This window comes from Brevundimonas sp. TWP3-1-2b1 (genome assembly GCF_049896165.1).
Taxonomy (GTDB): Bacteria; Pseudomonadota; Alphaproteobacteria; order Caulobacterales; family Caulobacteraceae; genus Brevundimonas; species Brevundimonas subvibrioides_B.
The window spans coordinates 218,248-244,004 of record NZ_JAFCTT010000001.1; the positions used below are offsets into that span (position 1 = coordinate 218,248).

General features: G+C 66.8%; 31 protein-coding genes and 1 pseudogene. 24 read left to right on the forward strand and 8 right to left on the reverse strand.

The window, feature by feature from the left end; genetic code table 11:
- The first annotated feature begins 56 nt into the window (after positions 1-56).
- Genes ACP7AB_RS01050 through ACP7AB_RS01060 form a run of 3 tightly spaced genes read left to right on the forward strand, consistent with a single transcriptional unit; the run spans position 57 to position 2,765 of the window.
- Positions 57-782: a DUF969 domain-containing protein gene (locus ACP7AB_RS01050; RefSeq protein WP_425988055.1), complete on the forward strand. Its 726-nt coding sequence runs from the start codon at positions 57-59 to the stop codon at positions 780-782.
- A complete protein-coding gene (locus ACP7AB_RS01055; RefSeq protein ID WP_425988057.1) occupies positions 779-1,744 on the forward strand; it encodes a DUF979 domain-containing protein in 966 nt (321 codons plus the stop codon). The genes ACP7AB_RS01050 and ACP7AB_RS01055 overlap by 4 nt, the downstream gene beginning before the upstream one ends.
- 1 nt (position 1,745) lies before the next feature.
- Positions 1,746-2,765: a DUF2891 domain-containing protein gene (locus tag ACP7AB_RS01060; protein WP_425988059.1), complete on the forward strand. Its 1,020-nt coding sequence runs from the start codon at positions 1,746-1,748 to the stop codon at positions 2,763-2,765.
- 84 nt (positions 2,766-2,849) lie between these two features.
- Here ACP7AB_RS01060 and ACP7AB_RS01065 read toward each other — a convergent pair whose 3' ends face one another.
- Positions 2,850-5,849: a TonB-dependent receptor domain-containing protein gene (locus tag ACP7AB_RS01065; protein ID WP_425988061.1), complete on the reverse strand. Its 3,000-nt coding sequence runs from the start codon at positions 5,847-5,849 to the stop codon at positions 2,850-2,852.
- A 247-nt stretch (positions 5,850-6,096) separates the two neighbouring features.
- Here ACP7AB_RS01065 and ACP7AB_RS01070 point away from each other — a divergent pair, with 247 nt between their 5' ends.
- A complete protein-coding gene (locus tag ACP7AB_RS01070) occupies positions 6,097-6,642 on the forward strand; it encodes a hypothetical protein (protein WP_425988063.1) in 546 nt (181 codons plus the stop codon).
- A 16-nt stretch (positions 6,643-6,658) separates the two neighbouring features.
- Complete coding sequence (locus ACP7AB_RS01075; protein WP_425988066.1) at positions 6,659-8,008, forward strand: putative 2OG-Fe(II) oxygenase; 1,350 nt, start codon at positions 6,659-6,661, stop codon at positions 8,006-8,008.
- A gap of 108 nt (positions 8,009-8,116) precedes the next feature.
- Here ACP7AB_RS01075 and ACP7AB_RS01080 read toward each other — a convergent pair whose 3' ends face one another.
- The 3 genes from ACP7AB_RS01080 to ACP7AB_RS01090 are packed head-to-tail and all read right to left on the reverse strand — an operon-like array spanning position 8,117 to position 9,303.
- Complete coding sequence (locus tag ACP7AB_RS01080; protein WP_425988282.1) at positions 8,117-8,416, reverse strand: flagellar hook-basal body complex protein FliE; 300 nt, start codon at positions 8,414-8,416, stop codon at positions 8,117-8,119.
- A 16-nt stretch (positions 8,417-8,432) separates the two neighbouring features.
- Complete coding sequence (gene flgC / locus ACP7AB_RS01085) at positions 8,433-8,867, reverse strand: flagellar basal body rod protein FlgC (RefSeq protein WP_425988068.1); 435 nt, start codon at positions 8,865-8,867, stop codon at positions 8,433-8,435.
- Positions 8,868-8,886: 19 nt separating this feature from the next.
- A complete protein-coding gene (locus ACP7AB_RS01090; RefSeq protein WP_425988070.1) occupies positions 8,887-9,303 on the reverse strand; it encodes a flagellar basal body rod protein FlgB in 417 nt (138 codons plus the stop codon).
- A 120-nt stretch (positions 9,304-9,423) separates the two neighbouring features.
- On the opposite strand from ACP7AB_RS01090, the gene ACP7AB_RS01095 reads away from it, so the two are divergent.
- The 3 genes from ACP7AB_RS01095 to ACP7AB_RS01105 all read left to right on the forward strand — a co-directional run bounded on the left by ACP7AB_RS01095 (position 9,424) and on the right by ACP7AB_RS01105 (position 11,063).
- Positions 9,424-9,693, forward strand: coding sequence for a flagellar biosynthetic protein FliO (locus tag ACP7AB_RS01095; protein WP_425988071.1), 270 nt, complete (start codon positions 9,424-9,426; stop codon positions 9,691-9,693).
- 209 nt (positions 9,694-9,902) lie between these two features.
- Positions 9,903-10,667 carry a flagellar type III secretion system pore protein FliP gene (gene fliP, locus ACP7AB_RS01100; protein ID WP_425988285.1) on the forward strand — a complete coding sequence of 255 codons (765 nt, stop codon included), beginning with the start codon at positions 9,903-9,905 and terminating at the stop codon, positions 10,665-10,667.
- A gap of 117 nt (positions 10,668-10,784) precedes the next feature.
- Positions 10,785-11,063 (forward strand): HU family DNA-binding protein, encoded by a 279-nt coding sequence (locus ACP7AB_RS01105; RefSeq protein ID WP_298162342.1) that lies wholly within the window; start codon positions 10,785-10,787, stop codon positions 11,061-11,063.
- 122 nt (positions 11,064-11,185) lie between these two features.
- Here the strand turns inward: ACP7AB_RS01105 and ACP7AB_RS01110 are convergent, their stop codons facing one another.
- The gene (locus tag ACP7AB_RS01110; RefSeq protein WP_425988074.1) at positions 11,186-14,068 is read right to left on the reverse strand and encodes a hypothetical protein; all 2,883 of its coding nucleotides are present in this window, start codon (positions 14,066-14,068) and stop codon (positions 11,186-11,188) included.
- 111 nt (positions 14,069-14,179) lie between these two features.
- Between ACP7AB_RS01110 and ACP7AB_RS01115 the strand changes: the two genes are divergently transcribed.
- The 10 genes and pseudogenes from ACP7AB_RS01115 to ACP7AB_RS01160 all read left to right on the forward strand — a co-directional run bounded on the left by ACP7AB_RS01115 (position 14,180) and on the right by ACP7AB_RS01160 (position 20,597).
- Positions 14,180-14,596: a DUF983 domain-containing protein gene (locus tag ACP7AB_RS01115; RefSeq protein ID WP_425988076.1), complete on the forward strand. Its 417-nt coding sequence runs from the start codon at positions 14,180-14,182 to the stop codon at positions 14,594-14,596.
- A gap of 273 nt (positions 14,597-14,869) precedes the next feature.
- Positions 14,870-16,240 (forward strand): tyrosine-type recombinase/integrase, encoded by a 1,371-nt coding sequence (locus ACP7AB_RS01120; protein WP_426046054.1) that lies wholly within the window; start codon positions 14,870-14,872, stop codon positions 16,238-16,240.
- A complete protein-coding gene (locus tag ACP7AB_RS01125) occupies positions 16,240-17,058 on the forward strand; it encodes a hypothetical protein (protein ID WP_426046055.1) in 819 nt (272 codons plus the stop codon). The genes ACP7AB_RS01120 and ACP7AB_RS01125 overlap by 1 nt, the downstream gene beginning before the upstream one ends.
- A 100-nt stretch (positions 17,059-17,158) precedes the next feature.
- Complete coding sequence (locus ACP7AB_RS01130) at positions 17,159-17,344, forward strand: helix-turn-helix transcriptional regulator (RefSeq protein ID WP_426046056.1); 186 nt, start codon at positions 17,159-17,161, stop codon at positions 17,342-17,344.
- A 4-nt stretch (positions 17,345-17,348) separates the two neighbouring features.
- Positions 17,349-17,663 (forward strand): hypothetical protein, encoded by a 315-nt coding sequence (locus tag ACP7AB_RS01135; protein ID WP_426046057.1) that lies wholly within the window; start codon positions 17,349-17,351, stop codon positions 17,661-17,663.
- Positions 17,660-18,031, forward strand: a complete 372-nt coding sequence (locus ACP7AB_RS01140; protein WP_426046058.1) for a hypothetical protein — start codon at positions 17,660-17,662, stop codon at positions 18,029-18,031. Before ACP7AB_RS01135 ends, ACP7AB_RS01140 begins: the two co-directional genes overlap by 4 nt.
- A complete protein-coding gene (locus ACP7AB_RS01145; RefSeq protein WP_426046059.1) occupies positions 18,024-18,278 on the forward strand; it encodes a hypothetical protein in 255 nt (84 codons plus the stop codon). Before ACP7AB_RS01140 ends, ACP7AB_RS01145 begins: the two co-directional genes overlap by 8 nt.
- Complete coding sequence (locus tag ACP7AB_RS01150; protein ID WP_426046060.1) at positions 18,275-19,735, forward strand: replicative DNA helicase; 1,461 nt, start codon at positions 18,275-18,277, stop codon at positions 19,733-19,735. The genes ACP7AB_RS01145 and ACP7AB_RS01150 overlap by 4 nt, the downstream gene beginning before the upstream one ends.
- Positions 19,736-19,748: 13 nt before the next feature.
- A pseudogene (locus tag ACP7AB_RS01155) lies at positions 19,749-19,976 on the forward strand (DUF1376 domain-containing protein); the annotation flags it as partial.
- 276 nt (positions 19,977-20,252) lie between these two features.
- Positions 20,253-20,597, forward strand: coding sequence for a hypothetical protein (locus ACP7AB_RS01160; protein WP_426046080.1), 345 nt, complete (start codon positions 20,253-20,255; stop codon positions 20,595-20,597).
- A gap of 355 nt (positions 20,598-20,952) precedes the next feature.
- Here the strand turns inward: ACP7AB_RS01160 and ACP7AB_RS01165 are convergent, their stop codons facing one another.
- The gene (locus ACP7AB_RS01165; protein ID WP_426046061.1) at positions 20,953-21,177 is read right to left on the reverse strand and encodes a hypothetical protein; all 225 of its coding nucleotides are present in this window, start codon (positions 21,175-21,177) and stop codon (positions 20,953-20,955) included.
- Entirely contained in the window at positions 21,174-21,608 is a 435-nt protein-coding gene (locus ACP7AB_RS01170; RefSeq protein ID WP_426046062.1) for a thermonuclease family protein, read from the reverse strand. The genes ACP7AB_RS01165 and ACP7AB_RS01170 overlap by 4 nt, the downstream gene beginning before the upstream one ends.
- Positions 21,609-22,165: 557 nt before the next feature.
- Here ACP7AB_RS01170 and ACP7AB_RS01175 point away from each other — a divergent pair.
- The 6 genes from ACP7AB_RS01175 (at position 22,166) to ACP7AB_RS01200 (ending at position 25,206) form a co-directional block, all read left to right on the forward strand.
- The gene (locus tag ACP7AB_RS01175) at positions 22,166-22,390 is read left to right on the forward strand and encodes a helix-turn-helix domain-containing protein (protein WP_426046063.1); all 225 of its coding nucleotides are present in this window, start codon (positions 22,166-22,168) and stop codon (positions 22,388-22,390) included.
- Positions 22,391-22,837: 447 nt separating this feature from the next.
- Positions 22,838-23,146: a hypothetical protein gene (locus tag ACP7AB_RS01180; protein ID WP_426046064.1), complete on the forward strand. Its 309-nt coding sequence runs from the start codon at positions 22,838-22,840 to the stop codon at positions 23,144-23,146.
- Complete coding sequence (locus ACP7AB_RS01185) at positions 23,146-24,018, forward strand: hypothetical protein (protein WP_426046065.1); 873 nt, start codon at positions 23,146-23,148, stop codon at positions 24,016-24,018. Before ACP7AB_RS01180 ends, ACP7AB_RS01185 begins: the two co-directional genes overlap by 1 nt.
- A complete protein-coding gene (locus ACP7AB_RS01190) occupies positions 24,015-24,230 on the forward strand; it encodes a hypothetical protein (protein ID WP_426046066.1) in 216 nt (71 codons plus the stop codon). Before ACP7AB_RS01185 ends, ACP7AB_RS01190 begins: the two co-directional genes overlap by 4 nt.
- A gap of 2 nt (positions 24,231-24,232) precedes the next feature.
- Entirely contained in the window at positions 24,233-24,823 is a 591-nt protein-coding gene (locus tag ACP7AB_RS01195) for a hypothetical protein (RefSeq protein ID WP_426046067.1), read from the forward strand.
- Between the two features lie 26 nt (positions 24,824-24,849).
- Positions 24,850-25,206 carry a hypothetical protein gene (locus ACP7AB_RS01200; protein WP_426046068.1) on the forward strand — a complete coding sequence of 119 codons (357 nt, stop codon included), beginning with the start codon at positions 24,850-24,852 and terminating at the stop codon, positions 25,204-25,206.
- A gap of 248 nt (positions 25,207-25,454) precedes the next feature.
- Here the strand turns inward: ACP7AB_RS01200 and ACP7AB_RS01205 are convergent, their stop codons facing one another.
- Positions 25,455-25,631 (reverse strand): hypothetical protein, encoded by a 177-nt coding sequence (locus ACP7AB_RS01205; protein WP_426046069.1) that lies wholly within the window; start codon positions 25,629-25,631, stop codon positions 25,455-25,457.
- Positions 25,632-25,757: the final 126 nt, after the last annotated feature.

The following is a 25,757-nucleotide window of genomic DNA, read 5'->3' on the forward strand; positions in this document are numbered from 1 at the left end:
ATCGCTACGCTCTGCGAGCCTCAAGCCCTCTCCCACCGGGAGAGGGAGGGACAACAATGCTCGTGCTGCTCGGAATACTGGTCGTGGTCGCGGGCTTCGTGGCGCGGATCAATCCGCTGCTGGTCATCCTGGCCGCGGCCATCGTCACCGGCGTCTGCGCCGCCATTGCGCCCGGCGTCAGCGCGAGCGCCCTGTTCCAGGCCGGCGTCGCGACCCTGACCGCCTTCGGAGACGCCTTCAACGACAACCGCTATTTCCACGTCGTCTGGCTGATCCTGCCGGTCATCGGCCTGCTGGAGCGCGCCGGTCTGCAGGAGCGCGCGCGCATGTCGATCGCCCGGGTCAGGGCCGCCTCGGCTGGACGGCTGTTGATCGCCTACCTCTTCATCCGTCAGGCGACCTCCGCACTCGGCCTGACCTCGCTCGGCGGCCACCCCCAGATGGTTCGTCCCCTTGTCGCCCCCATGGCTGAAGGCGCCGCCGAGGTCGAGGCCGGCGGGACCCTGCCCGACGCGGTCCGTCACCGTATCCGGGGCATGTCGGCCGCGACCGACAACATCGGCCTGTTCTTCGGCGAGGACATCTTCATCGCCATCGGCTCCATCATCCTGATGGTCGGCTTCCTCGAACAGGCCGGCATCATCGTCGAGCCGCTGCAGCTGTCGGTCTGGGCCATCCCCACCGCCATCGCCGCATTCCTCATCCACGGCGCCCGCCTGCTGATCTTCGACCGGTCGATCCGCAAGGCGATCTCTGACGCCCGCACGGAGACGGGCCAATGATCACCCTGGATCAGGTCTATATCCTCGTCGGACTGATGTTCCTGGCCTTCGCCATCCTGACATTGCGCGACCCCGCCCACCCGACGCGGATCCGCAGCGCCCTGTTCTGGGGCCTGCTGGCCGGGTCCATGCTGTTCGGGTCGTATCTCGGCGGCCTCGGCAATGGCCTGCTGGTCGTCGCCCTCGTTGCGCTCGCCGGCCTGTCGAAGCTCGGCGTCGGCAAGCCCGAAACCACCACGACGGAGCAACGTCGCGAGGGCGCCGCCCGGCGCGGCGACGGACTGTTCCTGCCCGCCCTGATCGTCCCGGTCGTCGCCGTCGGAGGCACACTCGCGGCCAAACATACCGGCTGGGGCGAGGCCCTGTTCTCCTCGACCCAGACGACCCTGATCGCCCTCGCGCTCGGCTGTCTGATCGCCCTCGGCGCCGCCATGGCCTGGCTGCGGCCGCCGGTCGCCGCGCCGCTCCATGAAGGGCGCCGCTTGATCGATTCCATCGGCTGGGCCGTCCTCCTGCCCCAGATGCTGGCCGCCCTGGGCGCCATCTTCCTGGCCTCCAACGTCGGCGGCGTCGTCGGAGAGGTGGTGACCCAGGCCGTGCCGATGAGTTCGCCCCTGATCGCCGTCCTCGCCTACTGTCTCGGCATGGCCCTGTTCACCGTCATCATGGGCAACGCCTTCGCCGCCTTCCCGGTCATGACCGCCGCCATCGGCCTGCCCTTCGTGGTCGGACAGTTCGGCGGCGACCCGGCCATCGTCTGCGCCATCGGCATGCTGGCCGGCTTCTGCGGCACCCTGCTGACGCCCATGGCCGCCAACTTCAACGTCGTGCCGGCGAACCTGCTGGAGCTGCCCGACCGCAACGCCGCCTTCAACGGCGTCATCCGCGCCCAGGCCCCGACCGCCCTGATCCTTCTCGGGGTCAACATCGCCCTGATGTATTTCCTCGCCTTCCGGTTCTGACATGTCCCAGGCTCTCGACGCCGCCACGGCAGCCCGCTTCGCCCGCACCGCCCTCGGTCATGTGACGAAGGCATATCCAAACAAGCTGGATCACGTCCTGAACGGGCCGGAGGACGCGCTTGGCCCGCGCGCCCTGCACCCGGTCTTTTTCGGCAGTTTCGACTGGCACTCCTGCGTCCACGGCTGGTGGACCCTGTTCACCCTGCGCCGCCTGTATCCGGACATGGCCGAGGCCGTCGCTATCGCCGATCTGGCGGACGAGCTGTTCACGCCCGCCAACGTCGCGGCGGAGGTCGCCTATCTCGACCGGCCCAACGCCCGAGGCTTCGAGCGCCCCTACGGCTGGGGCTGGCTGCTGATGCTGCAGGCCGAGCTGCGTCGCCACTCTGACCCGCGCGGCCGCGCCTGGGCCGAGATCCTGCGACCACTGGCCGAGGCCTTCGCCGACCGGTTCAAGGCCTTTCTGCCGATCTCGACCTATCCGGTGCGGACCGGGACACACTACAACACCGCCTTCGCCCTGCGGCTCGCGCTCGACTACGCGGAGAGCGCCGCCGACGCGGAGTTGGCCGACCTGTGCCACGCCGCTGCCCTGCGCTGGTATTCCGGCGATCGCGACTGCCAGGCCTGGGAACCGTCGCAGGACGAGTTCCTGTCGCCGACGCTGATGGTGTCGGAACTGATGCGTCGCGTGATGCAGGATCAGGACTTCGGATCCTGGTTCGATCTCTATCTTCCGCGCCTCGAGCATCGCGAGCCCGCGACCCTGTTCGCTCCCGCCACGGTCAGCGACCGGTCGGACGGCAAGATCGCCCATCTGGATGGGTTGAACCTCAGCCGGGCCTGGTGCTGGCGCGGCGTCGCATCGTCCCTGGCGTCGGATGACCCGCGTCGCCCGGTCGCCCTGAAGGCGGCAGAGGTCCACCTCAACGCCGCCCTGCCCCATGTCACCGGCGACTATATGGGCGAGCACTGGCTGGCCAGTTTCGCCCTCCTGGCCCTGCTCGCCGAACCGGATTGAGCCAGGCTTCCCCAGACTTCCGGACAAAAGAAAGGGGCGGCCGATACCATCGGCCGCCCCCAACGTTTTAGCTTCGACGCGCCTCTAGAAGCGGGCGCTCACGCCGACGTAGTAGCGGCGGCCGAGCACGTCATAGGCGGACGGATCGGTGTTGGCCGCGACGGCCGGCGCATAGACGGGCGCCATCTCGTCGGTCAGGTTGTTGATGCCGGCGCGGATCGCGACGGTGTCGTTCACGGCCCAGGAGCCGTTCAGGTCGAAGTAGTCGATCGCGTCGATGACCTGGGCGCGGTTGTTGAAGTTCGCGGCCGAGCCCTGGTAGCGCCAGCGAACGCCGAGGCCGAAGGAGCCCATGTTCCAGTTGACGGAGGTCAGCGACTTCCACTCAGGCAGGGTCAGGCCGAACGAGTTCGACAGGGTGCCCGTGCGGTCCGTGAAGGTGCCGCCCGGCAGGTCCTGACGCTTGTACTCTTCCAGCTTGGTGCCCGTGACGTTGACGGCCAGCGAACCCCAGTCCGGCAGACCGAGGTCCACCAGAGCGGCGCGCCAGTCGACCTGGAAGTCGATGCCCGAGGTCACGAGCGCGCCCAGGTTGGCGTTAGTTTCGAAGGTGTTCGTAACCTGGCCCGAGGCGCGGTCGCGGCTGAACAGCTGGCAGTAGACGTTGTTCGGATCGTAGGTCGTGTTGGACGCGCCGTCGAAGTTGAAGCAGCGACGCAGCTGCTCGGTGACCGACACGGTGCCGACCACGTTGGCGATCTCGATGTTGTAGTAGTCGACCGAACCCGAGAAGCCCGAGAGCCAGGGGTTCTGGAACGGCGACTGCAGCACGACGCCGACGGTGTAGGAGTCGGCGGTTTCCTCGAACAGGTTCGGGTTGCCGCCCGACAGACCCTGAACCTGCTGGTTCGGGTAGGTGTAGGTGTCGATGACCTGGCTCGGAACGCCCTGCGTGAGGCAGAGGGCGCGGACTGCGGCGTTGGTCGAGGCCGCCAGGTTGGAACCCGAGGTCGAGCGATAGGCGGTGCGGATATCGCAGGGATCCGCCGACAGGGCCGGAGCGCCGCCCGAGGTCGGCGAACCGATCGACGGGAAGTTCGTGTTCTGCGGGCTGAACAGTTCGCCGATCGACGGAGCGCGAACGGCGCGCTGGATGCCGCCGCGAACGGTCAGGCCGTCGACGACGATCCAGTTGGCGTCTGCCTTGTAGGATTCGACCAGGCCGACCGAGCCATAGCTGGAGACGCGGTAGCCGAGGTTGGTTTCCAGGCGCTGGATGAACGGCAGATCGGCCAGCAGCGGGATCAGGATTTCGCCGTAGCCTTCGTACACCTGGTCCGAACCGGACAGGGAGTTCTGGGCGTTGAAGCCGGCGATGTCGTTCTGGGTCGTCAGGACCGTGGTCGTGCCGTTGAACGACGGCAGCAGCGCCGTGGCCGACAGCGCGGAGTCGGCGATGAAGTCGAAGTTCTGCTCGCGGTAGGTGCCGCCCAGGGCGACGCGGACTTCACCGGCCGGCAGGTCGAAGACGCCGCCTTGCAGGTTCACTTCAAAGACGCGCTGGTCGTTGACGGTGGTGTTCTTCGATTTCCGGCCGATGTAGGCTTGGCAAGCGGCGCTCAGGGTGGATTGACCGAACGGGTTGAAGCCGCCGGCGCAGAGCGACGCGCCGCCGTCAGCGGCATCGAGCAGACGCTGAACCGCCGAACGCGAGACGTTGCCGGTCTGGGTCGTGGTGTTGTCGACGCGGCCGTAGGACAGATAGGCGTCGTAGGTCCAGTCACGCGTGCCTTCCAGATCGCCGCGGACGCCCGTGGTGAACTGGTAGACGCCGGTGGCTTCGTTGCCGACGCGCGAGCCCAGGGCGCTGAAGCGCTTGTCCAGACGGAAGGTGCCGGCCGGGTTCGGACGGCTGTTCAGGACCGCGCGCAGCTCGGACGAGATGAACGGGTTGGTCGACGGAACGCGGAAACCGGTGCCGGCGGCAGCAGGCGAGGCGGCCAGCAGGTTGGAGCTTTCGTACTGCGAGAACAGGAACTCGGTGTAGACCTCAACCGACGGGTTGATCTCATAGGAGACCGCAGCGAAGGCGTTGTAGCGGTTCTGCGGCAGGACGCCGTAGTTCAGCGGGCCCGTGTTGTAGGCGAAGTCTGTCTGCTGCAGCGGGCCAGCGGTGCGGAAGCCCTCAAAGTCGATGCTGCCCGGCGAAACGTAGTCGCGGGCGCCCTGATATGTGAACAGCGTGCCGTTGTTGTTGAAGCCGAAGGTGTTGGCGGCGATGGCGCCGGTGATGAAGCCGCTGACCACTGCCGTCGTCGGCAGGTTCTGGGCGTCGAAGACGGTCGAACCCAGGGGCGAGGCGCCCGAGAAGCCCGAGATCCTCGAGAACGGGCGAGCCGCGTTGAAGATCGGCGAACGGTGCGAATAGTCGAACGACAGGACGGCGTGGCCGCGGTCGTCGCCGAACTTGCCGCCGATGGTCAGGTTGACCGAGTTGGAGTCGGCGTCGTTACGGTCGCTTTCGCCGTACTGGAAGTCCATCCGGACTCCCTCGAAATCGTCGTCGAGCAGGAAGTTGAGCACGCCGGCCACGGCGTCCGAGCCGTAGGTGGACGAGGCGCCGCCCGTGATCGTTTCGATCGAGCTGATCAGCGAGGTCGGCAGGACGTTCAGGTCGACGACCGAAGAGGCGTTGGAGGCCACGACACGGCGGCCGTTCAGCAGCACCAGGGTGCGGCCGGTGCCGAGGCCCCGCAGCTGCACGTTGGCCTGACCACCGGCCGAAGGGTTGTTCGACGTGGCGTTCGCGGCGGGCGTGAACTGCGGCAGGTCGTTGATCAGGGTGTCGATGTTGACCGAACCCGTGGCCTGGAAGTCCTCGGCGGTGACCGTGACGATCGGCGAGTTGGCGACATAGTCCTGACGGGCGATGCGCGAGCCGGTGACGACGATATCGTCGACCTGGTCGTCATCGTCCTGTGCGCTCTGCGCCATGGCGGGCGCTGCCATCAGGGTCGCGGCGATCATCGCGCCGGCGAACATCGAGGTGCCGAGAAGTCGGCGACGGTAGGTAGTGTCGGTCAAAGGGGCTTCTCCATGAGCAGTGTGTTTTTAGGCCGGACCTTGGGCCCGCCCGTCCCGAAACCCGCGCGGACGCAAATCTGGAACTTGAGCGGAGCGTTACCGCACACCGGCGCTCGGTCAATGAGGATGGCCGAAACACGACGCTTTAGTAAAAGATTGTCACATTCAGACCACGCACCGGCCCCATTGCCGCTACGGGGAAAATATCGCGTAAGAAGGGGGGATCACTCTTCTCGGGGATACGAACATGCGCAAGAAAGCTCGGCCTCTGACAGTGTCGGGGCTCATCCTGGCCGCGGCGGCTTTCGTGGCCCCTTTGACCGGCCATGCGCAGGACGCGGCGACCGCCAGACCCGCGCTGCTTGAGGGTTTGCTGGCCTGCCGGGCGATCACGGCGACCGACGCGCGGCTGGCCTGTTTCGACGCCGCGGCGGCCGCGTTCGACACCGCCGAACAGCGGGGCGAGGTCACGGTGATCGACCGGGTCCAGGCGCGCGAGACCCGCGCCCGCCTGTTCGGTCTCGACCTCGCCACCGCCAATCTGTTCGGGCGCCTGCGACAGGATGACCCGGTCGACGCGATCGAGACGACTTTGACCAGCGGACGCCAGGATGGACGGGGCCAGTGGACCTTCGTCCTCGCCGACGGTGCGATCTGGCGTCAGATCGACATGGAGCGCGTCACCGCCCGTGTCGCGCCGGGGGCCGTAGTGCGCATCCGTCAGGGCGCAGTGGGCAGCTATCTGCTGAGCGTCGGCGGTGCGCGGTCGGTGCGCGTCCGTCGCGAACGCTGAGCCTGCCGTCAAAGCCGTGAACGGCCATGGCCCCGAATCGACGGCGCGTCTCCAGACCCTGGAGCAGGCCGTCGCAGCCCGTCCCGCGAGCGCCGTGGCCGAGCACAATCTGGCCGCCGCCCTTGGCGACATGGGTGACGCCGAGGGAGCTCTGGCGGCTGTCCGGCGCGCCTTCGCCAAGGGCGGCGACGCGCCTGAGACCTGGCTGGTGTTCGCCCGCGCCCTGATCTCGTCGAGCCGGCTCGCGGAGGCCGAAGAGGCCCTGCGCCAGACCCTGATGCGTCGCCCGGACTATGCCGACGCCCTGCGGGACCAGGCCCAGCTGATCTGGATGCGGAGCGGTGACGCCCGTGCGGCTCTGGCCGCGATCGACGCCCGGCTCCAGTCGGCGCCGACCGCGCCGCTGGCCGGCCTGCGCGCAGGGATCGTGCGAGACATCGTGGGCGACGAGGCGGCCTATCGCGGGCTGGAACCGTGGCTGACCGGGCCCCACCCTGCGTCTCTCGACGCGACAGCCTCGGCCGCCGCCTCGGGCTTCGATCCGGCCCTGGCCCTGAAGCATGCCGAGGCTGCGGCAGGCGCCGCACCGGGCGATGCCGACGCCCGGGTGGCGCGGCTGGCGGCCCTGATGGCCTGCGGTCGATCCGGCGAGGCCCTGCCGGGACTGGATGCGCACCTTGCGACCACGCCGGGCGATCAGTACGCCCTCGCCCTGCGCTACGTCGCCTGGAGGGTGGTCGGCGATCCGCGCGCGCTCTCCGACGACGACTATCGCCGGCTGACCGCCTCGTTCGATCTGGCCGGGCCCGTCGGCCAGGATCGCGAGGCGTGGCTGGCCGAAGCGACCGCCGGTCTGCGCGCCCTTCATCCTTTCCGGGCCCAACCCCTGGGCCAGTCGATCCGCTCCGGCGTGCAGGCTGCGCTGGACCCGCGTTTCGCCGGCGATCCGGCCATCGACGCGATCTTCAGCGCCCTGACAGACCCCATCGAACGCTACATCGGCGCGATGGCCGGCCGGGACGACCCGATGAGCCGCCGTGCGGGTGGAGGCTTCGAGATCATCGGCTCCTGGTCCGTGCGGCTCACCGCCGGAGGGCGCCACAGCGACCACATCCATCCGAACGGCTGGGTCTCCTCGGCCCTGTATGTCCAGACCCCGGAACTGTCGCCGGAGCAGCCCAGAGCCGGCTGGTTGCGATTCGGAGCCTGTCGGCTGGGCGTCGGGCTGGAACTGGCGCCGGAACACTGGATCGAGCCGGAACCCGGCCGCGTCGCCCTGTTCCCGTCGTGGATGTGGCACGGCACCGAGCCGTTCACGGGCGGCGGCGAGCGCCTGACCGTCGCCTTCGACGTGCAGCCCAGGTGAGGCTGCCGCGCCGACCCTGCGCTCAGGCAGCGAGGCTCCGCGAGCCGAGCGGTAGCGCCCTGAAGAATGGTCGCGAGGCTCCGCGCGGCGAGCGATAGCGGCCTGCCCTTAAATGGGCATCCGCATGATTTCCTGATAGGCGGAGATCACCTGGTCACGCACCGCGATCACGGTCTGCAGCGAGGCCTCGGCGCTGGAAATCGACGTGACCACGTCGATCATCGAGCCCTGCCCCTGGACGGCCTGGGTCATGTTGGTCTCGGCCACGCGCGTCTGTTGCGTCATGTCGCCCATGACGTTGGATAACAGCTGCGAAAACTCGGGACCGCCCGCGACCTCGGCGCCGGCCGTCGCTCCGCCGGCTCCCTGGGCCTGGGCATAGGCCCGGGCGGCCATCAACGGGTTCATCGACATCGATCAGGCCCTATCGCTTGAGGATATCGAGGGTGCGGCTTTCCATCGACCGCGCCGTCTCGATGACGTTCAGATTGGCTTCGTAGGCCCGCTGCGCCTCGCGCATGTCCATGGCCTCGATCAGGGTGTCGACGTTGGGTCGCAGGACATAGCCTTCGCCGTCGGCCGCCGGATGGGTCGGGTCGTATTCGCGCCGGAAGTCGCTCTGATCCGGCCGAACCTCGGCCAGCGACACCCCGGTGGCGCCGTCGATGCCCCGCGCCTCGAAGACCGGAATCTGGCGGCGATAGGGATTGCCTCCGGCCGTCGGAGCCGTCGAGTCCGCGTTGGCGATGTTCTCGGCGATGATCCGCATGCGCGACTGCTGCGCGGTCAGGGCGGAGGCGGCGACCGCCATGGCGCTGTTGCGCGGCGTGCCGTTGCGGCCGTTGATCGGATCACTCATCGGGCGCTTCCCTTACGGCTCATCGACCCGGAACCTTGGCCGCCAGGCCGATCATGGCCATCGACTTGGTGTAGAGGCCGATCGCGGCGTCATAGGCCATGCGGCTCTCGGCCATCTTCAGCATCTGCTCCTCGACCACCACCGCATTGCCGTCGAGCGTGGTTTCGGAATCCGGCGAGGCCTCCGACGTGAAGCGGGCCACCGGCGCGCCGTTCGGTCCGCCGACAGGCATGTGGCCGGCCGAGGTCTGGACCATGCGCAGTCCTCCCCCGTCCCGCATGGCGGCGGCGAAGTCCGTCGGGGCTCTCAGGTCGCGACCGACGTAGCCGGGCGTATCCGAGTTGGCGACGTTCTGGGCGATCAGACGCTGGCGTTCGTCCAGCCAGGTCATGCGGCCCTTGATCTGGCTCAGAAGAGGGATGTCGGCGACGCCCATCGGGATCGTTTCCTTGATCGATGGGCAGAAAATGCCGCCTGTATGGTTAACGAGGGCTTATCTAAACGCGACGTTAACCACGTTGGTTAAAGTTCCCCGAGTTCTCCGGGGCCCTTCAGAATGAACTTCCTCGATCTCGCGCGCGCCATCTTCGGCCTCGCCTTCACTCTGGGCCTGATCGGCCTGGCCGCCTGGGCCGCGCGTCGCTATGCGCCCCAGTTGATGGCCAGGCTCAACGCCGAGCGCGGCGAGCGCCGGCTGAAGGTCGTCGAGACCCTGGTGCTGGATCCCGCCCGCCGCCTGGTCCTGGTCAGGATCGACGATGAGGAACGCCTCCTCCTGCTGGGTGAAGGCCGCGAGTTGATCGAGCCGAGGGGCGTCGAGAAATGAGCGGACCGCACGATCTTCTCCCTCCCCGTTCGGGGAGGGTGGCTGAGCGAAGCGAAGGCGGGTGGGGACGTCAAGGCAGGACAAACTCCGCCCTTAGTCGTTCAGCCTTGCCCCCCCCACCCGGTCGCTCCGCGACCACCCTCCCCCGCAGGGGGAGGGAGACGTGGTTCGTCGTCCCCACCCGCGCGGAGTTCCTCAACGCGCTCAAACTGTCCGCGATCACCACCCTGCTCTGCCTCCTGTGGCCTCTGGCCGCCTTCGCCCAGGATGCGGCGGCCGCCGGCGGCGCGGGCTCTGCGATCAATGTCGATCTCGGCACCGGCGCCGGCCTGACCGAGCGCGTCGTCCAGCTGGTCGGTCTGATGACGGTCCTGTCGCTGGCGCCGTCGATCGTGATCATGACCACCAGCTTCGTGCGCATCATCGTGGTGCTGTCGCTGCTGCGCACCGCGCTCGGCATGCAGCAGTCGCCGCCGAACGCCGTCCTCGTGTCCCTGGCCCTCTTCCTGAGCGCCATCGTCATGGCTCCGACGTGGCAGGACGCCTATGATTCGGGCATCCGACCCCTGATGGATCAGCAGATGGAACTGCCCCAGGCCTTCGATCTGGCGTCGGAACCTGTGAAGACTTTCATGCTCGCCCAGGTGGACCAGGGAGACCTCGCCCTGTTCACCCGGCTGAGCCGTCTGGAGGTCCCCACGACGGCCGCCGAACTGCCCCTGCGGGTCATCGTTCCCAGCTTCATGATCTCGGAGTTGAAGAAGGCCTTCGAAATCGGATTTCTCCTTTTTATTCCGTTTCTTGTGATCGATCTTGTGGTCGCCAGCGTGCTCATGTCCATGGGTATGATGATGCTGCCGCCGGTGGTGATTTCACTCCCGTTCAAGCTGATCTTTTTCGTGCTGGTTGATGGCTGGAGACTGGTCGCCGGAAGCCTGGTCGAGAGCTTCCGACAGGCGTCCGGAACGGGCTAGGTTCCCACCCTCAAAGGCTTTGCGCGCCATTGGCGCTTGCCAAGTCGCCCAAAAGGCGTGTTGATCCATCCGTCGTCGCCCGGAATCACGGGCGAGCTTTTCGGGAAACGACCCATAATGACCACTCAAGCTGAACTCATCGCCGCCGTCGCCAAGGATGCCGGTGTCAGCCAGGCCGACGCCGGCCGCGTGCTGGAAGCCATCGTCAAGAACATCCATTCGTCGCTGACCGGCGGCGGTGATGTCCGCATCTCCAACCTGGGTGTTTTCGACACCGCTGCCCGCGCCGCTCGCGAAGGCCGCAACCCGGCCACGGGCGCGACCATCAAGATCGCCGCGTCAAAGGCCGTGCGCTTCCGCGTATCGAAGCCGCTCAAGGATGCGGTCAACAAGTAAGGATCAATCCTCCCCCACCGGGGGAGGTGGCATGGCGCGGCTTCGCGCCATGACGGAGGGGGCCAACCGCGAAGAGGGTGTCTGGGGCAAACCCCCTCCACCGCTACGCGGTCCCCCTCCCCCTACGGGGGAGGATTAGTCGCGGCAGCGCGATTCCCGCCCGTTCTTTCTCTGAGCTGGGTCTTCATCTGGTTGACCCAGCCGGTGAAGGTGTCGGCGCCGGCAGTCAGTCCGGCGAAGTCCTGGGCGTTCGCCGCCCCTTCCATTCCATCCAGACCGTCCAGGGCGATGCGCAGGGCCGCCCCCGACCGCGCACGGTCCTCGAACGGGCCATAGTTCCGCGACAGTCGCGACAGCGCGCCAGCATCCCTCGCCAGCGAGTAGCCGACGCCGGCCCGGATCACCTGGCTTTCCTCGGCCGGCGTCAGCGCCGTGGCCGTGTCCTTGTAGCGATCGCCCAGCCGGGCCTCGTACAGCGCCGCCGCCCCGGCCCAGTTCTCCTGCTTCCAGAAGATGTCGGCCCGGACCTGCTGCGCCTCGGGGCTGCGGTCGTCGGCCAGGGTTTCCAGCGCGTGGTCGTATCGGCCGAGATCCATGAGCGCCCGCGCCTCCAGCGCCCGGCGCTCGGCGTTCAGGGCGGTCGGCAACAGGGTCGTGCGCGAGGCCCAGATGGCCTGCAGAGCCGGCTCTGGCTGGCGGTCCATCAAGAGGACCGTGGCCAGGGTCGTCGCGACCTGGGCCTTGGCGACACCCTCCAGCCGGTTCTCGACCTGGTATTTCAGCAGCTCGGCGGCCTGGTCCAGCAGGTCGACGTCGACCAGACGCCGGGCCAGACGACGCACCATCTCGTCCCCGTCGGCGCCCACCGGCGTCAGGTCGCGGAAGTCGTAGAACAGGGCCAGCGCCTGCACCGGCTGCAGCCCATCGGCGGCGCCGTCCAGGAACAGGGCGCGGAAGGCGTTCGACAGGTCGGTCTGCAGTTCGACGGCCCCCGGCAGGTCGGCCAGCCGCTTGCCCGCCCCGCGCAGCGCATCCAGCGCCTCGCGATAGCGCCCCTGTGACAGATAGAGGCCGCCCAGGGTGCGGATGACCGACAGTTCGGTCGCGTCTCCGCGCCAGCGCCACTTCAGCTGCTCCAGCTGGGCGGCCGCGGCCGTCGGCGTCAGCGTGCCCTTGGCGAGTTCAATACGGATCACGCCGAGTTTGGCCGGGGTGGCGATGCCGTCCAGCGGCGCCCGGCCGATGGCCTTGTAGACCGCCAGAGCCCGGTCGGTGGCCCCCTCCAGTTCGAACAGCCTCGCCTGCACCAGGCGGGCGACGAGTTGGTCGGCGGCCGGCGCCTCCTGCGAGAAACTGTAGGCCAGCAGCGACTTCGAAGCGTCCAGATCGCCGGTCTCCAGCGCCGCCATTGCGTGGGCCGCGCCGAAGCGGGCGCGCCAGATCGGCGGGAAGTCGTCGATGGCGGCGGCCCCGCCCGCGAAGGCGCGGCGCGCTTCCTCCCAGTCGCCTCGCTCGGCCGCCAGCCAGCCCTGCCAGACCTTGGTCGACGGGTCCCCGGCCAGAGCCCCGGACGAGAAGTCCAGCGTCGCCTCTTCCAGCCGCCCGATCGAGGCCCGCGCCGCGCCACGCAGGCCGCGCAGTTCCGGCTCGCCCTGCAGGGACGGTGTTTTCGCGAACATGGCGTTGACCACGCCGATGGCCTCGAAACCGAGGCCCGATCCAACCAGGAACCGCGTCAGGGCCAACCGCGCCTCGATCGGCGCGCGCGGGTTGTCGGAGGCGGCGATCGACTCCAGCGCCGCAGCGTCCTGGAGCTTGCGGTAACGGGTGGAGAAGCCCTCCTCGCCCGCATCGCCCCATTCGCTCAGGATCAGGGCGGGATACTTGGCCTTCCCCGGCGCCTCGGCATGGGCGGGCTCGACCGCCTCGAGCGCCATCGAAGGCGGCGACAGGAGCAGGCCGCCCGGCCGTGACAGGGTGACGAGATCGCCCTCGGCCTTGATCGACAGGTCGTCGGTCGGCGTCTCGATCGCCAGCCCCTGGGCCGTCGGCAACAGGGTCAGGTCGATCGTACGGCGCGTGTCGGCGAACCCCTTGCCGGGAGCCAGGACCGTAACGGCGGCGAACCGGTCGCCGACCATCGGATCGGTCAGCCAGACCGTCCGGGTCGCCCCGGCCATGCGGGCCACAAGCGCCGTGTCGCCCGTGTCGTCGCGATCGATCACGACGCTGGCTGGGGGCGCTGTCGGCCCGCCGATCGTGACGGTCCAGGTCGCGCCTTCTCCCCTGGCGGTGACCGACAGGGCTTCCGGCGCCGAGATGCGGATGGCGGTATAGTCTGGCCCCACGGCCCAGCGCGCGTCCCCGGCGACCCCCAGGTCGCTTGCCTTCGACATGTCCATTCGGGCGGCGGTGTCGAACACCACCCAGACCGCATCGCCGCGCCTGAACACGGCCGCGCCCACCGGCGCCCCCCAGGCGAACGACAGGCTGACCTGTTCGGCGGCCTTGGTCGCGATGACAGGCACCGCGCCGCCCGCGGGCACGGCCGCTCCGGCCGGCGCGGCCGGCGCGGCGCCGGCGGGATAGAGGTTCAGCCAGACCGCACCATCCGCGCTTCCGGTGCGGGCGTCCGACCCTTCCGCCAGGGTGATGACCAGTTCGGTGGCGTCCAGGGCCGCGCGGGTCTCGACCTTTTCCACGCCCGGGGGCGGATCGTTCTTCAGGCGGCTGACGTCAGGGGCGGCGGTCGAGCCGATCCGCACGACGACGGTCTGGCCGTCGCGACGCACGCGCGACCGCGATCCGACGATCCCGGCGAACTCGATCCGGGTGAAGCCGTCATTGGCGCCGACGCGGATGGTGATGGGATCCAGGGCCGCCGCAGCCTCCTGGGCGAAGGCCGGAACGACGGCGCCCGCGATCGGCGCGAGCGCAATCGTCCCTGCGACGCCGAGCGCCGCCGTGGTTCGTCCTATCGCTGTGCTGGTGCGCGGGCCTGCCATTCGCGCGCACACTCGCGCGATCGCCCTTTAGAGGCGGTTAATGGGATGTGACCGAAGGCCCCCTTGCGGCGTTGTATCAAAGCGCCGACCTGAGCGGCGTCAGGAGCGACCATGATCCCCGCCGAAGCCCCCGTCTATCCCCGTCTCTCGACCCTCTCGACCGGTCTGCGCTGCCGTTGCCCGCGTTGCGGCGAGGGTCCGCTACTGCAGGGATATCTGACCATCCGGCCCGCCTGCCCCGTCTGCGACCTGGACTACGGTTTCGCCGAACCCGCCGACGGCCCGGCCTTCTTCGCCATGTCCGCCATAGGCATCCTCGGCATGATGGCCTTCATGGCTTTCGAGTTCACGGTCCACCCGCCGATCTGGGTCCATTTCGCCTTCACCTTCCCCCTGATCGCGGCCGCCTGCCTGCTGGTCCTGCGGCCGTTCAAGGGCTGGATGGTGTCCGAGCAATACGTCCACAAGGCCGCCCCGCCCGAATGGGAGAGCGTCGGCGGCCACGGCGAAGGCTCGAGGTGGCGATAGCTCGCTGAAGGGATGGCGACCCCGGAGGGACTCGAACCCCCGACCTCTGCTTTAGGAAAGCACCGAAGTAGGGTGTCAACGGGGATTAGCCGTGTCATCCACACCTTAGCAAATCCCCGCCCCGCCTAGCCCGTTGCGTCAACCGTATCAGCGGCGCACAGTGCAGTTCATGTTCTGTGTGTCCCCACGATTTGCCGGGGACACAGGACATTCCGGATAGGATGACAAGTTGTCACCCTTTCGGATCGCTTGGCGGCGAAGGGACAAAGACGAATGGCACGGGTCAACCTGACCGACCGCGCCGTGCAGGCTGCGAAGGCGAAGCCCGGCGAACGGCTGGAGCTTCACGACGCCCTCACGCCGGGACTGACGCTCCGGGTTACGGACAAGGGCGTCAAATCATGGGTGCTGCGATATCGCGCACCGGACGGACGCTCGCAGCGCCACAAGGTAGGGGACGCCGCGCGCATGGGCCTACGGGCCGCGCGTCTGGAAGCGGGCAGGCTCAAGAACGAAATCGACAAGGGCGCGGACCCGTTGGGCGAGAAGCGGAAGGCGCGCGTCATCGCGAAGGCCCTCACCGTCCGCACCTTCGGCGACCTCGCCGCCGCCTATTGGGTCGCCTGCGAAACCGGCGAGTGGAAGCCGAAGAAGAAGCGCAAGCGCCCCCAGACCATCGCCTATGAGAAGGGCATCTACACCCGACATATCGAGCCGGGCCTAGGACCTCTCGCCCTGGCAGAGATCACCCGCGCCACGATCAAGGGCCTGCTCCGGGACATGACGGCCAAGGGCATCGGAGCGCAGACCAACCGCACGCAAGCCCTGATCCGGCAGATATTCAACTTCGGCATTGCCGAGGAACACGTCGTCATCAACCCGGCTATGGGCTTCGACTCCTTCCATGACGCGAAGTCCCGCCGCCGCATCTGGTCCGATCCAGAACTGAAGCTGCTTTGGACTGCCCTGTCAGACCCGAGCGACCTTCGCGACAAGGACGGCGAGCGGCTGCATGTCGGCCGCCCCGTGGCAATCGCGATCCAGCTTTGCGCCTTGCTGCTTCAGCGCCGCGTCGAAGTGGTCGGCATGGCGATCGATGAGCTGAACCTAGACGCCGGCACTTGGATCATTCCGCCCGAGCGGATGAAGAACGGCAAGCCGCATCAGGTGGCGCTACCCCCTCGCGCCGTCGTCCTGATCCGGGAAGCCCTCGCCATCGCGGCCGAAGCGCAGGCGAGACGGGAGGCGGCGGATAGCAATGCCAAGCGACCGAATCGCATTGTCGTGTTCCCCGGGCCTCGCGATGCGAACACGCCTATCCGCCCCGACAGCCTCACCCACGCGATGGACAAGTTGCGTTCCAGCATCGGCGTTGAGGGCGCCACGATCCATGACCTCCGCCGCACAGGATCCACGATCCTCACCAGCGAACGTCTCGGTGTCTCGCCCTTCATCCGGTCGAAGGTGCTCGGCCACGGCACGGACGCAGGCGGAGGGGCGGCGGTCTCTTCGGCGCACTATGACGTCAATGAGTACGTGAGCGAGAAGCGGCGGGCACTGGAAGCGTGGGAAAGCCTGCTGCTGGAGATCGTCGGCGAGAAGCGCAGGCCGTCGAATGTCGAACATCTCCGAGCACTCGGCTGATGACTGCGGGAAAGCCGCGGCTTGACCCGGCCTCATCCAAACGAAGCTTCAGTCCGTCATCCAACGATTGGGATGCCTTCGCCGCTGCGGCCTTCCCGCTCGGCAAGGATGACCGCCGCCGCCGGATGACGGAGGGTGATCGCGACATTCTCATGAGGGCGGGTGAGCGCTATTTGTCGATGCTCAATTTCGAGGCCGCTCCGCCGATTTCAGACGGGCTCGATGAGTTAGCAAAGATGCGTAAAGCGGTGACGCTGATTGGGCGTCAGCTTACCGGGAGGGGTGAGGTCGCTGTGGCGGTCCAGTCGGTGATCGAGAGCCAGCTCGCGGACCCGGAGTTCGAAAGGCTCATGGCGCGCGGCTTCAGCGCGGAAGCGGCCACCAAGAAGGCGTTGAACTCTGCGCCGGAAATGTTCGCGATCATCGAGGCGATCGCAACCCTGAAGCGCGCCATCGAAGACGCCCAGCAGGAACTGCAAGACCGCTCGAAGGCCGAACGGGCCTGGCGGGCAGGGGGCAACGACAGCGGGCCATTACTTTCAGATAAGACGCTGTTCACCGACCTAGCGGACTTCTTCCCGGATCAATGGCCGGTGCGTTATCGCAATGACCATTCGTTCGGTCGATCGACAGCCTTCATCACCTTCGTCTTGCAGTTCTTGAAGCTATTGGGAATCGATCCCCCGCCAATCAACGAGGACGATCCAATCGCTGTCAGCAAGCGCGACAGGGCCTTCTCTGTCAGGGTTGAAAGAGCAGTGCGCGCAAGGCGCAAGGAACTGCTTGAGCAGACGAAAGAGCACACGACCAGCGCATAAAATCTGCGGTCGTGTGCTGTGACAGAGAAGCTTCCAACTTCGATCTTGCTCCTGTCATCCAGAAGCAATCCCGCGATCTGTGATGTCCGGAGACAACGGCATGGGTCAAGCCCAATTCGTTTCGATCCGTGACTTCTGCAAACGCACCAGCCTGAGCAGAGGCACGGTCTACAACATGGTGGAGCGCGGCGAGATCGCGAAGCCGGTCCGCCTTACCGAAAACCGCATCGCCTTCCCGGCCGAAGTTGTGGACGCCTGGTGCGCTTCCAAGTTGGAGGCGGCGTAGGGACATGTTGATCAATGAAACGCCCGCCGTGCGCGGGCACGGCGGGCGATCCGTCTCTGTTCAGCTTGGCGGCATCGAACAGCGGGAAGATAAGCCCAAAACCCCTCAAGCAACAAGCCGCCTGTTCCACCCCCGGACCCACGCCGAAGCCGTCAGCAGCGCCCACGAGTTTAGCGCCGCCGCCCGCCGTTGCGCCGCTGCCGTGTCGGACTGCCCGGGGACCGCTGGGCTGGCGCTGGCAGCCCTCGCAGGGCGCTATGCTGCGCAGGCCCGCCACTTCACGGCTTTGGTCATGACGCTCCCCGAGGTGGCCTCGTGACCGCCCCCGACCTGTCCGGCCCCGGCCTCTCCCGCCGCAACTCCACCGGGGAGACCTCGCGTGATGCGGCCAAGGGCGACAAGCGCACCCTCCGCGAACGCGTTCTGGACCGCCTCGGGCGCGGCCCCGCCATCCCGGAGACCATCCTCGCCGATTTGAGGGCCGAGGGTATCTCGACTGTCCTCACGTCGATCCGCCCCCGGTGCAGCGAACTGCTGCGCATGGGGCTGATCCGCGATAGCGGTCAGCGTCAGACCGGCGAGGGCGGCAAGAAGGCCATAGTCTGGCGTTTGGCGGATGACGCAGAGCGCGCGGCCCATGTCTCGGCAAAGATCGCTGAGCAGCGGACGGAGGGGTCGGATGACTGAGTCCACCTGCCTGATCGCCACCATCGGCAAGAACGCCTCCGAAGAGGTGCGCGTCGTTCTGGACACCTACAAAGCCCATCGGCTCTGCGACATGAGGGTCTTCGCCAGCTTCTCGGCGGCGGCGGTCCCCATGCCGACCCGCAAGGGCCTGAGCGTTCAGGTCTCCCTGTTGCCCGACCTGATCGAAGCGCTGACGGCCGCGCGCGATCAGGCTGTGGCGCTGGGCTGGCTGGAGGTTAAGGCGTGACCGGCTTCGCTCTTCAACGCCCTGCCCCGCCCCGCAATCTGGAGGCGGAACAAGCCCTGCTCGGCTGCTTGATGATGTCGGGCGACGTCCTCGATGCCGTCGATGGGCTGGTTTCCGCGGAGACGTTTTCGGAGCCCTATCACCAGCTCGTCTTCGGTGAACTGGCGACAATGATCCGTAGTGGCCGGCGGCCGGACCCAACCCTCGTAATGGACAGTCTCAAGCTGTCCCCCGCGTTCGAGGAGTTCGGCGGCCTCCGCTACCTTGCCGACCTGATGGATCGGAGCCCTCCGGTCCATACGGCTCGTGACTATGGCGTTTCGCTGGCCGACCTCGCCACCCGCCGCGCGCTCATCGAGTCCGCCGACATCGCCGCCTTCAATGCTGCTGACCCTGGCATCGAAGGTCTGGATCATGTCGCCGCTCTGGAGGCGCGTCTGGCGGATATCGCCAGCGTCGGCGGCGCGCGTGACGAATGGGAGCAGGCCGGTGAGATGGTCGGTCGCGCCATCGACGCAGCGCAGCAGCGGGACGGGGTGATCCGCTTCTCGTGGGGAATCGCAGAGCTGGACGACCTGACGGGTGGGCTTCAGGCCGGAGAGGTCGCCATCGTGGCCGGCAGGCCTGGGATGTTGAAGACCGGCGTTGCCATCAGCATTGCCCTCGCAAACGCGGCGAAGGGGTTCGGGACCGCCTTCAACAGTCTTGAGATGTCCGGTGCCGCTCTCGGCCTCCGGGTGGCCTGTGCGGTCGCTCACGATCGCTCAGAGGAGACGTTCAGTGGACAGCCCGGGCCGGATGGGAATCCCTGGTACATCTCCGCGTCGAAGGGGACGCTGACCCGTCGTCAATGGGAGCGGTTGCGCGAAGCCCAGGCGGCGGTCGCCTCGATGCCTCTCCTCATCGACGCGCGCGCGGGCCTCACCGTCGCGCGTATCGAGGCGGCGGCCCGCCGGGCGCACCGGAAATGGCGGAAGAAGGGCATCGAGCCCGGGCCGGTCATCGTGGACCACCTCGGCATCGTGAGGCCCGACAAAGATCGGAAGGGGTCCCGGCACGCCGAGGTCGCCGATGTGTCGCGGGGCTTGGCGGAGATGGCGAAGCGCCTCGGCGTCCCCGTCGTCGCGCTCTGCCAACTAAACCGGGGCGTGGAAGGGCGGGACGACAAGCGGCCCCAGCTTTCGGACCTCCGGCAAGCCGGCGAGATTGAGGAAGACGCCCGCGCCGTCGTGATGCTCTATCGGGCGTCGTATTACCTCCGGCCCCCGATGGACCCGAGCAGGGAGGGGCCGGCTGAAGCCGCCGAGCGCGAAGCCAAACTGGCGAGGGCGAAGGGCAAGCTGACCTTCCTCGTGGAGAAGAACAGCCATGGCCCCGCCGGGGTTCAGGTTGAAGCCTTCTGCGATCCGGCGACCTCCGCCGTTGGGGATCTGATGATCGGGGGCGCTCGTGGCTAATGCCGACGCATGGATGCCCCTGTGGATCGGGGACTATCTGAAGGACACCTCCCGCCTGACGCTCTCCCAGCACGGGACCTATCTGCGCCTCTTGATGGACCAGTGGGTGAACGGCCCGACGCCCGACGACGACACCTCCATCTGCCGCATCCTCGGATGCACCGCCGCTGAATGGCGCAAAAATCGGCCAGAAATTTCCCGATTTTTCGAGGTTTCTGGAGGGCGCTGGACCCACGGACGTCTTGAGCATGAGAGGGCCGAAGCTCAGCGCCGGTCGGACAAGGCTCAGGCCAAGGCCAGACAGGGCGCGGAGGCCCGGTGGCGCGGCCGGAAGACCGGTCGGCGGGATGCCCCAAGCAATGCTCCAAGCATCGCCGACCCCATGCCCCAAGCAATGCTTGAGCACATGCCTATGCAATGCCCTTCACCATCACCTCTTTCCGTTCCTCCGGAACGGGCGACGCCGGATCAGAGGGCTTGGCAGGAAGCCGTTGGAGTTCTGACGGCGAACGGCCGGATGACGGAGGTTCAGGCCCGGTCGTTCTTCGGAAAGCTGATCTCGACCCACAGGCTACAGCCCCATCAGCTTCTGTCCTCGCTGGCGACGGCCTTCGTCAATGGCACGCCCGACCCAACGGCTTACCTCACAGCCGCAGCGAGGGCGGTTGCCGGTCGCAGCGGGCCGAGGCCCGCGCCGACCGTGGCCGACTGGTCCGATGACGTCTGGCGCAGCGCCGTCGCAGCCTACGAAGGCGATCCGGCGCGCTGGGATGTGGCAGTGATGGGGCCTAAGCCCGGTGTGGCCGGGTGTCTCGTGCCAGAAGCCGTCTTGGCCGGGTTTGTTCGGGCGGCCGCAGCGTGAGCCGGGGAGCCCCAGGGCAAACGCGAAGCCGCAGGTTGGTCGGCGGGGAAGGGCGGCAGCGGAAGAGCTACGCCACGACGCCCGAGCGCTTGTCTCGCATCGAGTCGCTCCGGCAGGCGTTCGGCGTGGCCCACGCTTCCGAAGTCATGGATAAGGCCATCGACGTTGTTTACGACATGATCGTGGAAGGTCGGTTTGGGTCTTCGCCTGCCGCACATTGTCGCGACCTCCTCCGAGCTTCCCGCGCCTCTCTCGCCATGGCTATCTCCCAGATGGAAGAACACGACGTGGCGCTGTCCCTCATTGAACGGGCGGCGTCGCTGGGGCTTGAGGACAGCCCGGACTCCGCTGATGGCTACGGAGCCGCGGCCCGGGCCGAATAGTCGGCGGGATCGGGGCGGCAGCTCAGAGGGCTACAGAACTCGCCTCGACCGGTGATGAGGTTCTGGCGATAGACCGCTCCCTCCCCGGCTGGCGTGGTCCGGGTCGTCATCGAGACCGCGCCGATGATCGACGCGAAAGATACGCAGAGCGCGGCGAGGATCAGGCTCGCGCGGGTGGCGGTATCGAGACGGATCATCGGTTGGCTTCCAGCATCGAGGCGATAGGGGAAGGCGGGGATCGAAGGATGGCAGCACCGTTCGGATCGTCGGAGACGGCAGCGCACCAATCCCAACGCCGGCCAGTCCATGGTGACGCCATGCCGCGCGCAATCATGGTCTCGCCAGCGTCCGTCCGCCCTCCGTCGTATGAGACGCGGGCAAGGGTCCGGCTGTAACGGTCCTGCCCCTCGCGGGTGATGCGGAAGCCGCCCGGCGTCCCTTCGCCCCGGATCCGCTGGAGTTCCATCGTCGCAGCGCGTGCGAGGCGGGCCTCTGCCCAGCACCGGGACCGGGGCGGCATCTCTGGAGCGTCGATGTTCGAGATGCGGATGACCTCGCCGGCTAGGCGGAAGGTGTCTCCGTCGATGATCCCGAGGCCTTGGGCAAGGGCCGTGTCGCCTTCGACCACGACAGCGGCGTCACTCCGAGGAAGGTCTGACGCGCGGTCGCCCATCTCCACGGGTTGGCAGGCTGCTAGGACGAGAAGGGCAAGCGGGGCGAGGCGCATGGTCTGACCATAACACCGCTCGCAGTTCTGAGAAGTGTTCTCTGTCCGTTCGGCAGGACGCCTATCGTCACGTGGTGAAGATCAAAGCAGCCAGAGCAGAGGCAGGCCCATCATGCCGAGCATCACCGCGCGGTTGTGGCGGTGCAGGAACGCAAGGATCTCGCCGAACATCGGGTCGCCTCCTCATTCAAAGAGGCAGGGTGACAGACGCCAGATGAACCTTGGCTGAAACCTCAGTTGGCCTCGCGCCATGTCGTGATCGGAGCGAAGCGACAACCCAGGAAAAAGACGGGCGCGAAGACAAAGCCTTCTCGCTCGAACACCTGATTAGCAGCGAACGGGCCTCCAGCATCTGGCCTTGCCGCCTGTGTCGGCCTTGTCATTCGAGGAGGAGGTGCGTTGCCATTTTCCGCCCCTGTCTTCAGGATCGGGCGGGTGGTTAGAAAGAGGCGGGCCTGATGACGTCACACGAGAGCCAAGCGCCCAGGGCACCCCTTCCCGATCCTCTGGCCTATGGGGTCAAGGATGCGGCGGTCGCCATGTCCGTCAGCGAGTGGACTGTCTGGTCGTGGATACGGCAGAAGAAGATCACGGCCATCAAGCTGGGTGGTCGGACGGTGATTGCCCGGACGGAACTACTCAAGCTTCTCTCACCAACAGTGTCCGAAGTTCCGGGCGACTGACTGCCTCGGCACTGGCCCGCCTACCCAGTGGGTCGGAATAGGGCGTCGGGTCTAGGCCTCACGCCCGGGTCCACCTGGACGCAGCCGAGCGCCGGGGCTGTCCCCGTTCAGTATCTTGACGCCGTGCGCGGCGAAGGTCGCAATCAGTCGAGCCTCTGTACTGGCTCGACCAGCGAGGCCGTTTTCAAGCCGATTGATGGTGGTGCCAGCCACCCCGCTTTCACGCGCCAAGTCTTCAGTCGTCCAGCGCAGGATAGCGCGTCCAGCGCGGCAGGCTTCAGGCAGCAGTCGAGTCATGCCCGGAGCCTAAACGCTAATGGCCATATTGACAAGGTGGGCGTAACGCTTATCATCATTAGCGTTAGGCAATACCGCCTCACTAGGTAGGGCGACCCGCTCCGGCAAAGAACCGGGCCGCCCCCAACCTCGAAAGGAAGGCTCACCGTGATGAGCACACTGACAAATAGGCCCGCCACCATTGACCCTCAAGACGCGGCCACGCTTGCCGCGCTTGATGAGGTCTTCTTCCAGCTCCGCGACACCATGAAGCCGAAGACCGCCGCCAAGGCGAAGGCCCGGCTGGAGGCCTACGCAACCCGTCTGGAGACATGGGAAGGTTGCCGCCTCCCCCGCAACGTGACGCCGCTCCGGGGCTTCCAGAGCCGCAGGGAACAGGCCAGCGCGAGCGAAGCCCAACGGCAGGAGCGCCTTGAACGCGCCGCCGCCGTGCGCGCTCTGATCGGGAGAGCCTTCTAATGGCCCGCCCAAACAAGCGGGGCTTCATCCCCCCGCAGCCCGCAGCCGCGCTGTCCTCGCTGGACTTCGCCGCCGCGTCTCAGGCGTTCGACCGCGCACAAGCGCTGGTCGAAAAAGATGGCAACACCGATGAACAGGTCCGGGCCGCCTTGTTCGCAGCAAAGGATTTCGCCGATAAACTCCTCGGCCTCCCGACCCACGATCCGGTCCAGATAGGACAGAAGATCGCTGCGTATGAGTGGCTCCACGGGGACAGCCCCGGCTTGCTCACTGACCCTGCCGTTCGCAAGTGGGTGGCGTCGAATGGGAAAGACGCCTCCAAGGGCCTGTTGGCGATCTACCTCGACCTGACAGCGAAGAGGCTGGACCCAAACGCCGACTACATCAGCCGAGCCACGGCGGCACTGGAACTGGAGCGCCGCGCCATTGCCGGTGATCGCGTGGCGGAGGCCGATGCCGACGAGCCTGTTTCGGCTGCAATCAACGAGGCCGATGCCCTTCCTGCCACGCCGGAAAACATCGGAGCGAAGCTGATGGGTCTCCGCCTGATCTACGAGAACAGCGGCGGGTTCGATGAACTGGAAGACGCGACGACCGACTGTCGGTTGATGCGCGACATCATGAAAGCCCTTCTGACCCAGGCGGGCGGCCCACATCCGGACGCTCTCAACCCCTGCATTTGGGTCCACAAGGTAGCGCGCGAGACAGGCGGCACCGTCGAAGTGGTAGGCGACGCCCTGCGCATCTCGTTCGATGACGGGGGCTTGCAAGACGGCGCCATGGCGAAGGCCGAGGCAATGTGGGAGGCCCTGTCCCCCCAGCAAAAGCTCGTCGTTCGCGATTGGCTGTCGGATCGCAGAGAGGCGGCATGATCGCCTCGCAACAGGGAGGGGCTTCGGCCTCTCCCGACTTCGACGCTCGCGGGTTCCTCCGCGAGTTCGAGGCCATCGGCGGAACGGTCATCTCCAACGGCCAGAGCTTCGCCGTGATCTATCCGGCCGAGACTGACGTCATCCCCACGGCCTTGATCGATTGGGGCGCTGTCGTCGCCGAGGCGAGGGACCGGGCCATCTACGGAGCTTGATTTTGGCCGGAAATATCAAAGGGCCGTCCCTTCCCGGGGCGGCCCTTCTCATTGCGAGCAAGGTGGGGTTCTCTGCTCGGATGGCACGAGAACCCAGCGAGTCGTCGAAAGCCAGCGTCGCTGAAGCGGTGCGCCTTCGCGGCCAGATCATCGGGTCTTACTCTCAAGTTGAGCATTTGATCACCGACATCGTCCTGCGCGCCCGGGTGCTGGCCTGTTATCGTCACCTTCCCGAAGGACTTCCATACAAGCTCGCGACGAGGATCCAGCGCGTCCAGACCCTGTTCCGCACGCCCGGCCCGCTGTTGAAATACGCGGATGAGGCCATGCCACTGCTTGATGGCCTGACCGCTTACGAGGCTATCCGCGTGATGATGGCGCACGGCTTATTCATCCTCGAGGCGAGGACCAACCCGCACACCTTCGAGTTCCGAATGTATCGTGCGGAAAAGGGAAACGTCATCTCGGAAGGCCTCATGGAGACTGACGCCCAGCAGCTTCGTTTTGCCGCCCGAGAAATTACAGACTACGCTCAGGCTGTCGTGGTCTTGTTCCACCGCATCTACCTGGCTGAACGCCTCCAAGAGGTATGACGCCCGCCAACAGAGGAGCCTAGTGCATGATCGCAGAAGCACTTGTCTTGGTTTGCTACGGCGTGTCTTCTGCCGGCGGCGGCCAGGCCCGCCAACGGATGGATGTCGAGGTCGTGGAGGAGGTCGTCCGCGTTCGACTACCGACTGGGATCATCTACCAGATCGCTGGCAGGGGTGAGGCAGACGGTTGGCGGACCCTGAACGACGTCGAAATCTCTGATCGAGAGATCAGGGGCCGAGCGTCCCTGAACTGGATCAACCGCCCGCTGGTGGTGATCAACCGTATGACTGGCACCGTAGACGTGACGGGAGGTGACGTTGTCGGGGGACCGGCCACCTTCACTGGGGAGTGCGAACGAGCCAGCGAGCGCCCTCTCTTCTAGGGAACTCAGGTCGTCAACGAGGTGGAGAAGCCCGATGAAGCTTGAGCCCCCAGGCTCCCTTGAGGATTTTCTGAAGGCGGCCGACCAAACGACGAGCGACATGCTCGACGCTAGTGGGCCGCTGATCGATCCGGGGCACCCTGCCCGTGTGGTAATCTGAGGGATTGGCACTCTCAGGCCAGATAACGCAGCGTCGCGCGACACGCCTTCGCCAGAGCAGATGGTCAAGTGATCTTGTGGCGAGTGGTTCAGGCGAGGCTATCGAGGAAACGGGCGACGGCGGATTCATTGGACCGAGGGAAGCGGGCCTCAAATCGTGCCTGGTTCTCTGGAGACGGGTCCTCCAGTAGCTCCAGCCAGTCCTCGTGGATTGGCGTTTGGCCGTTGCCGGTTTCCAGCTTGGCGATACGACTACGGGCGGTCATGCGCGGGGCTCCTGGGCAGGCTTACGGATGATGACCGCGTGGTAATTGGGAGGCGGCACCGGCTCTGCGTCACCTTCCCGCCATGCCAGACACACCCACGGCCAGCGGCGTTCATCGGTCGACAGT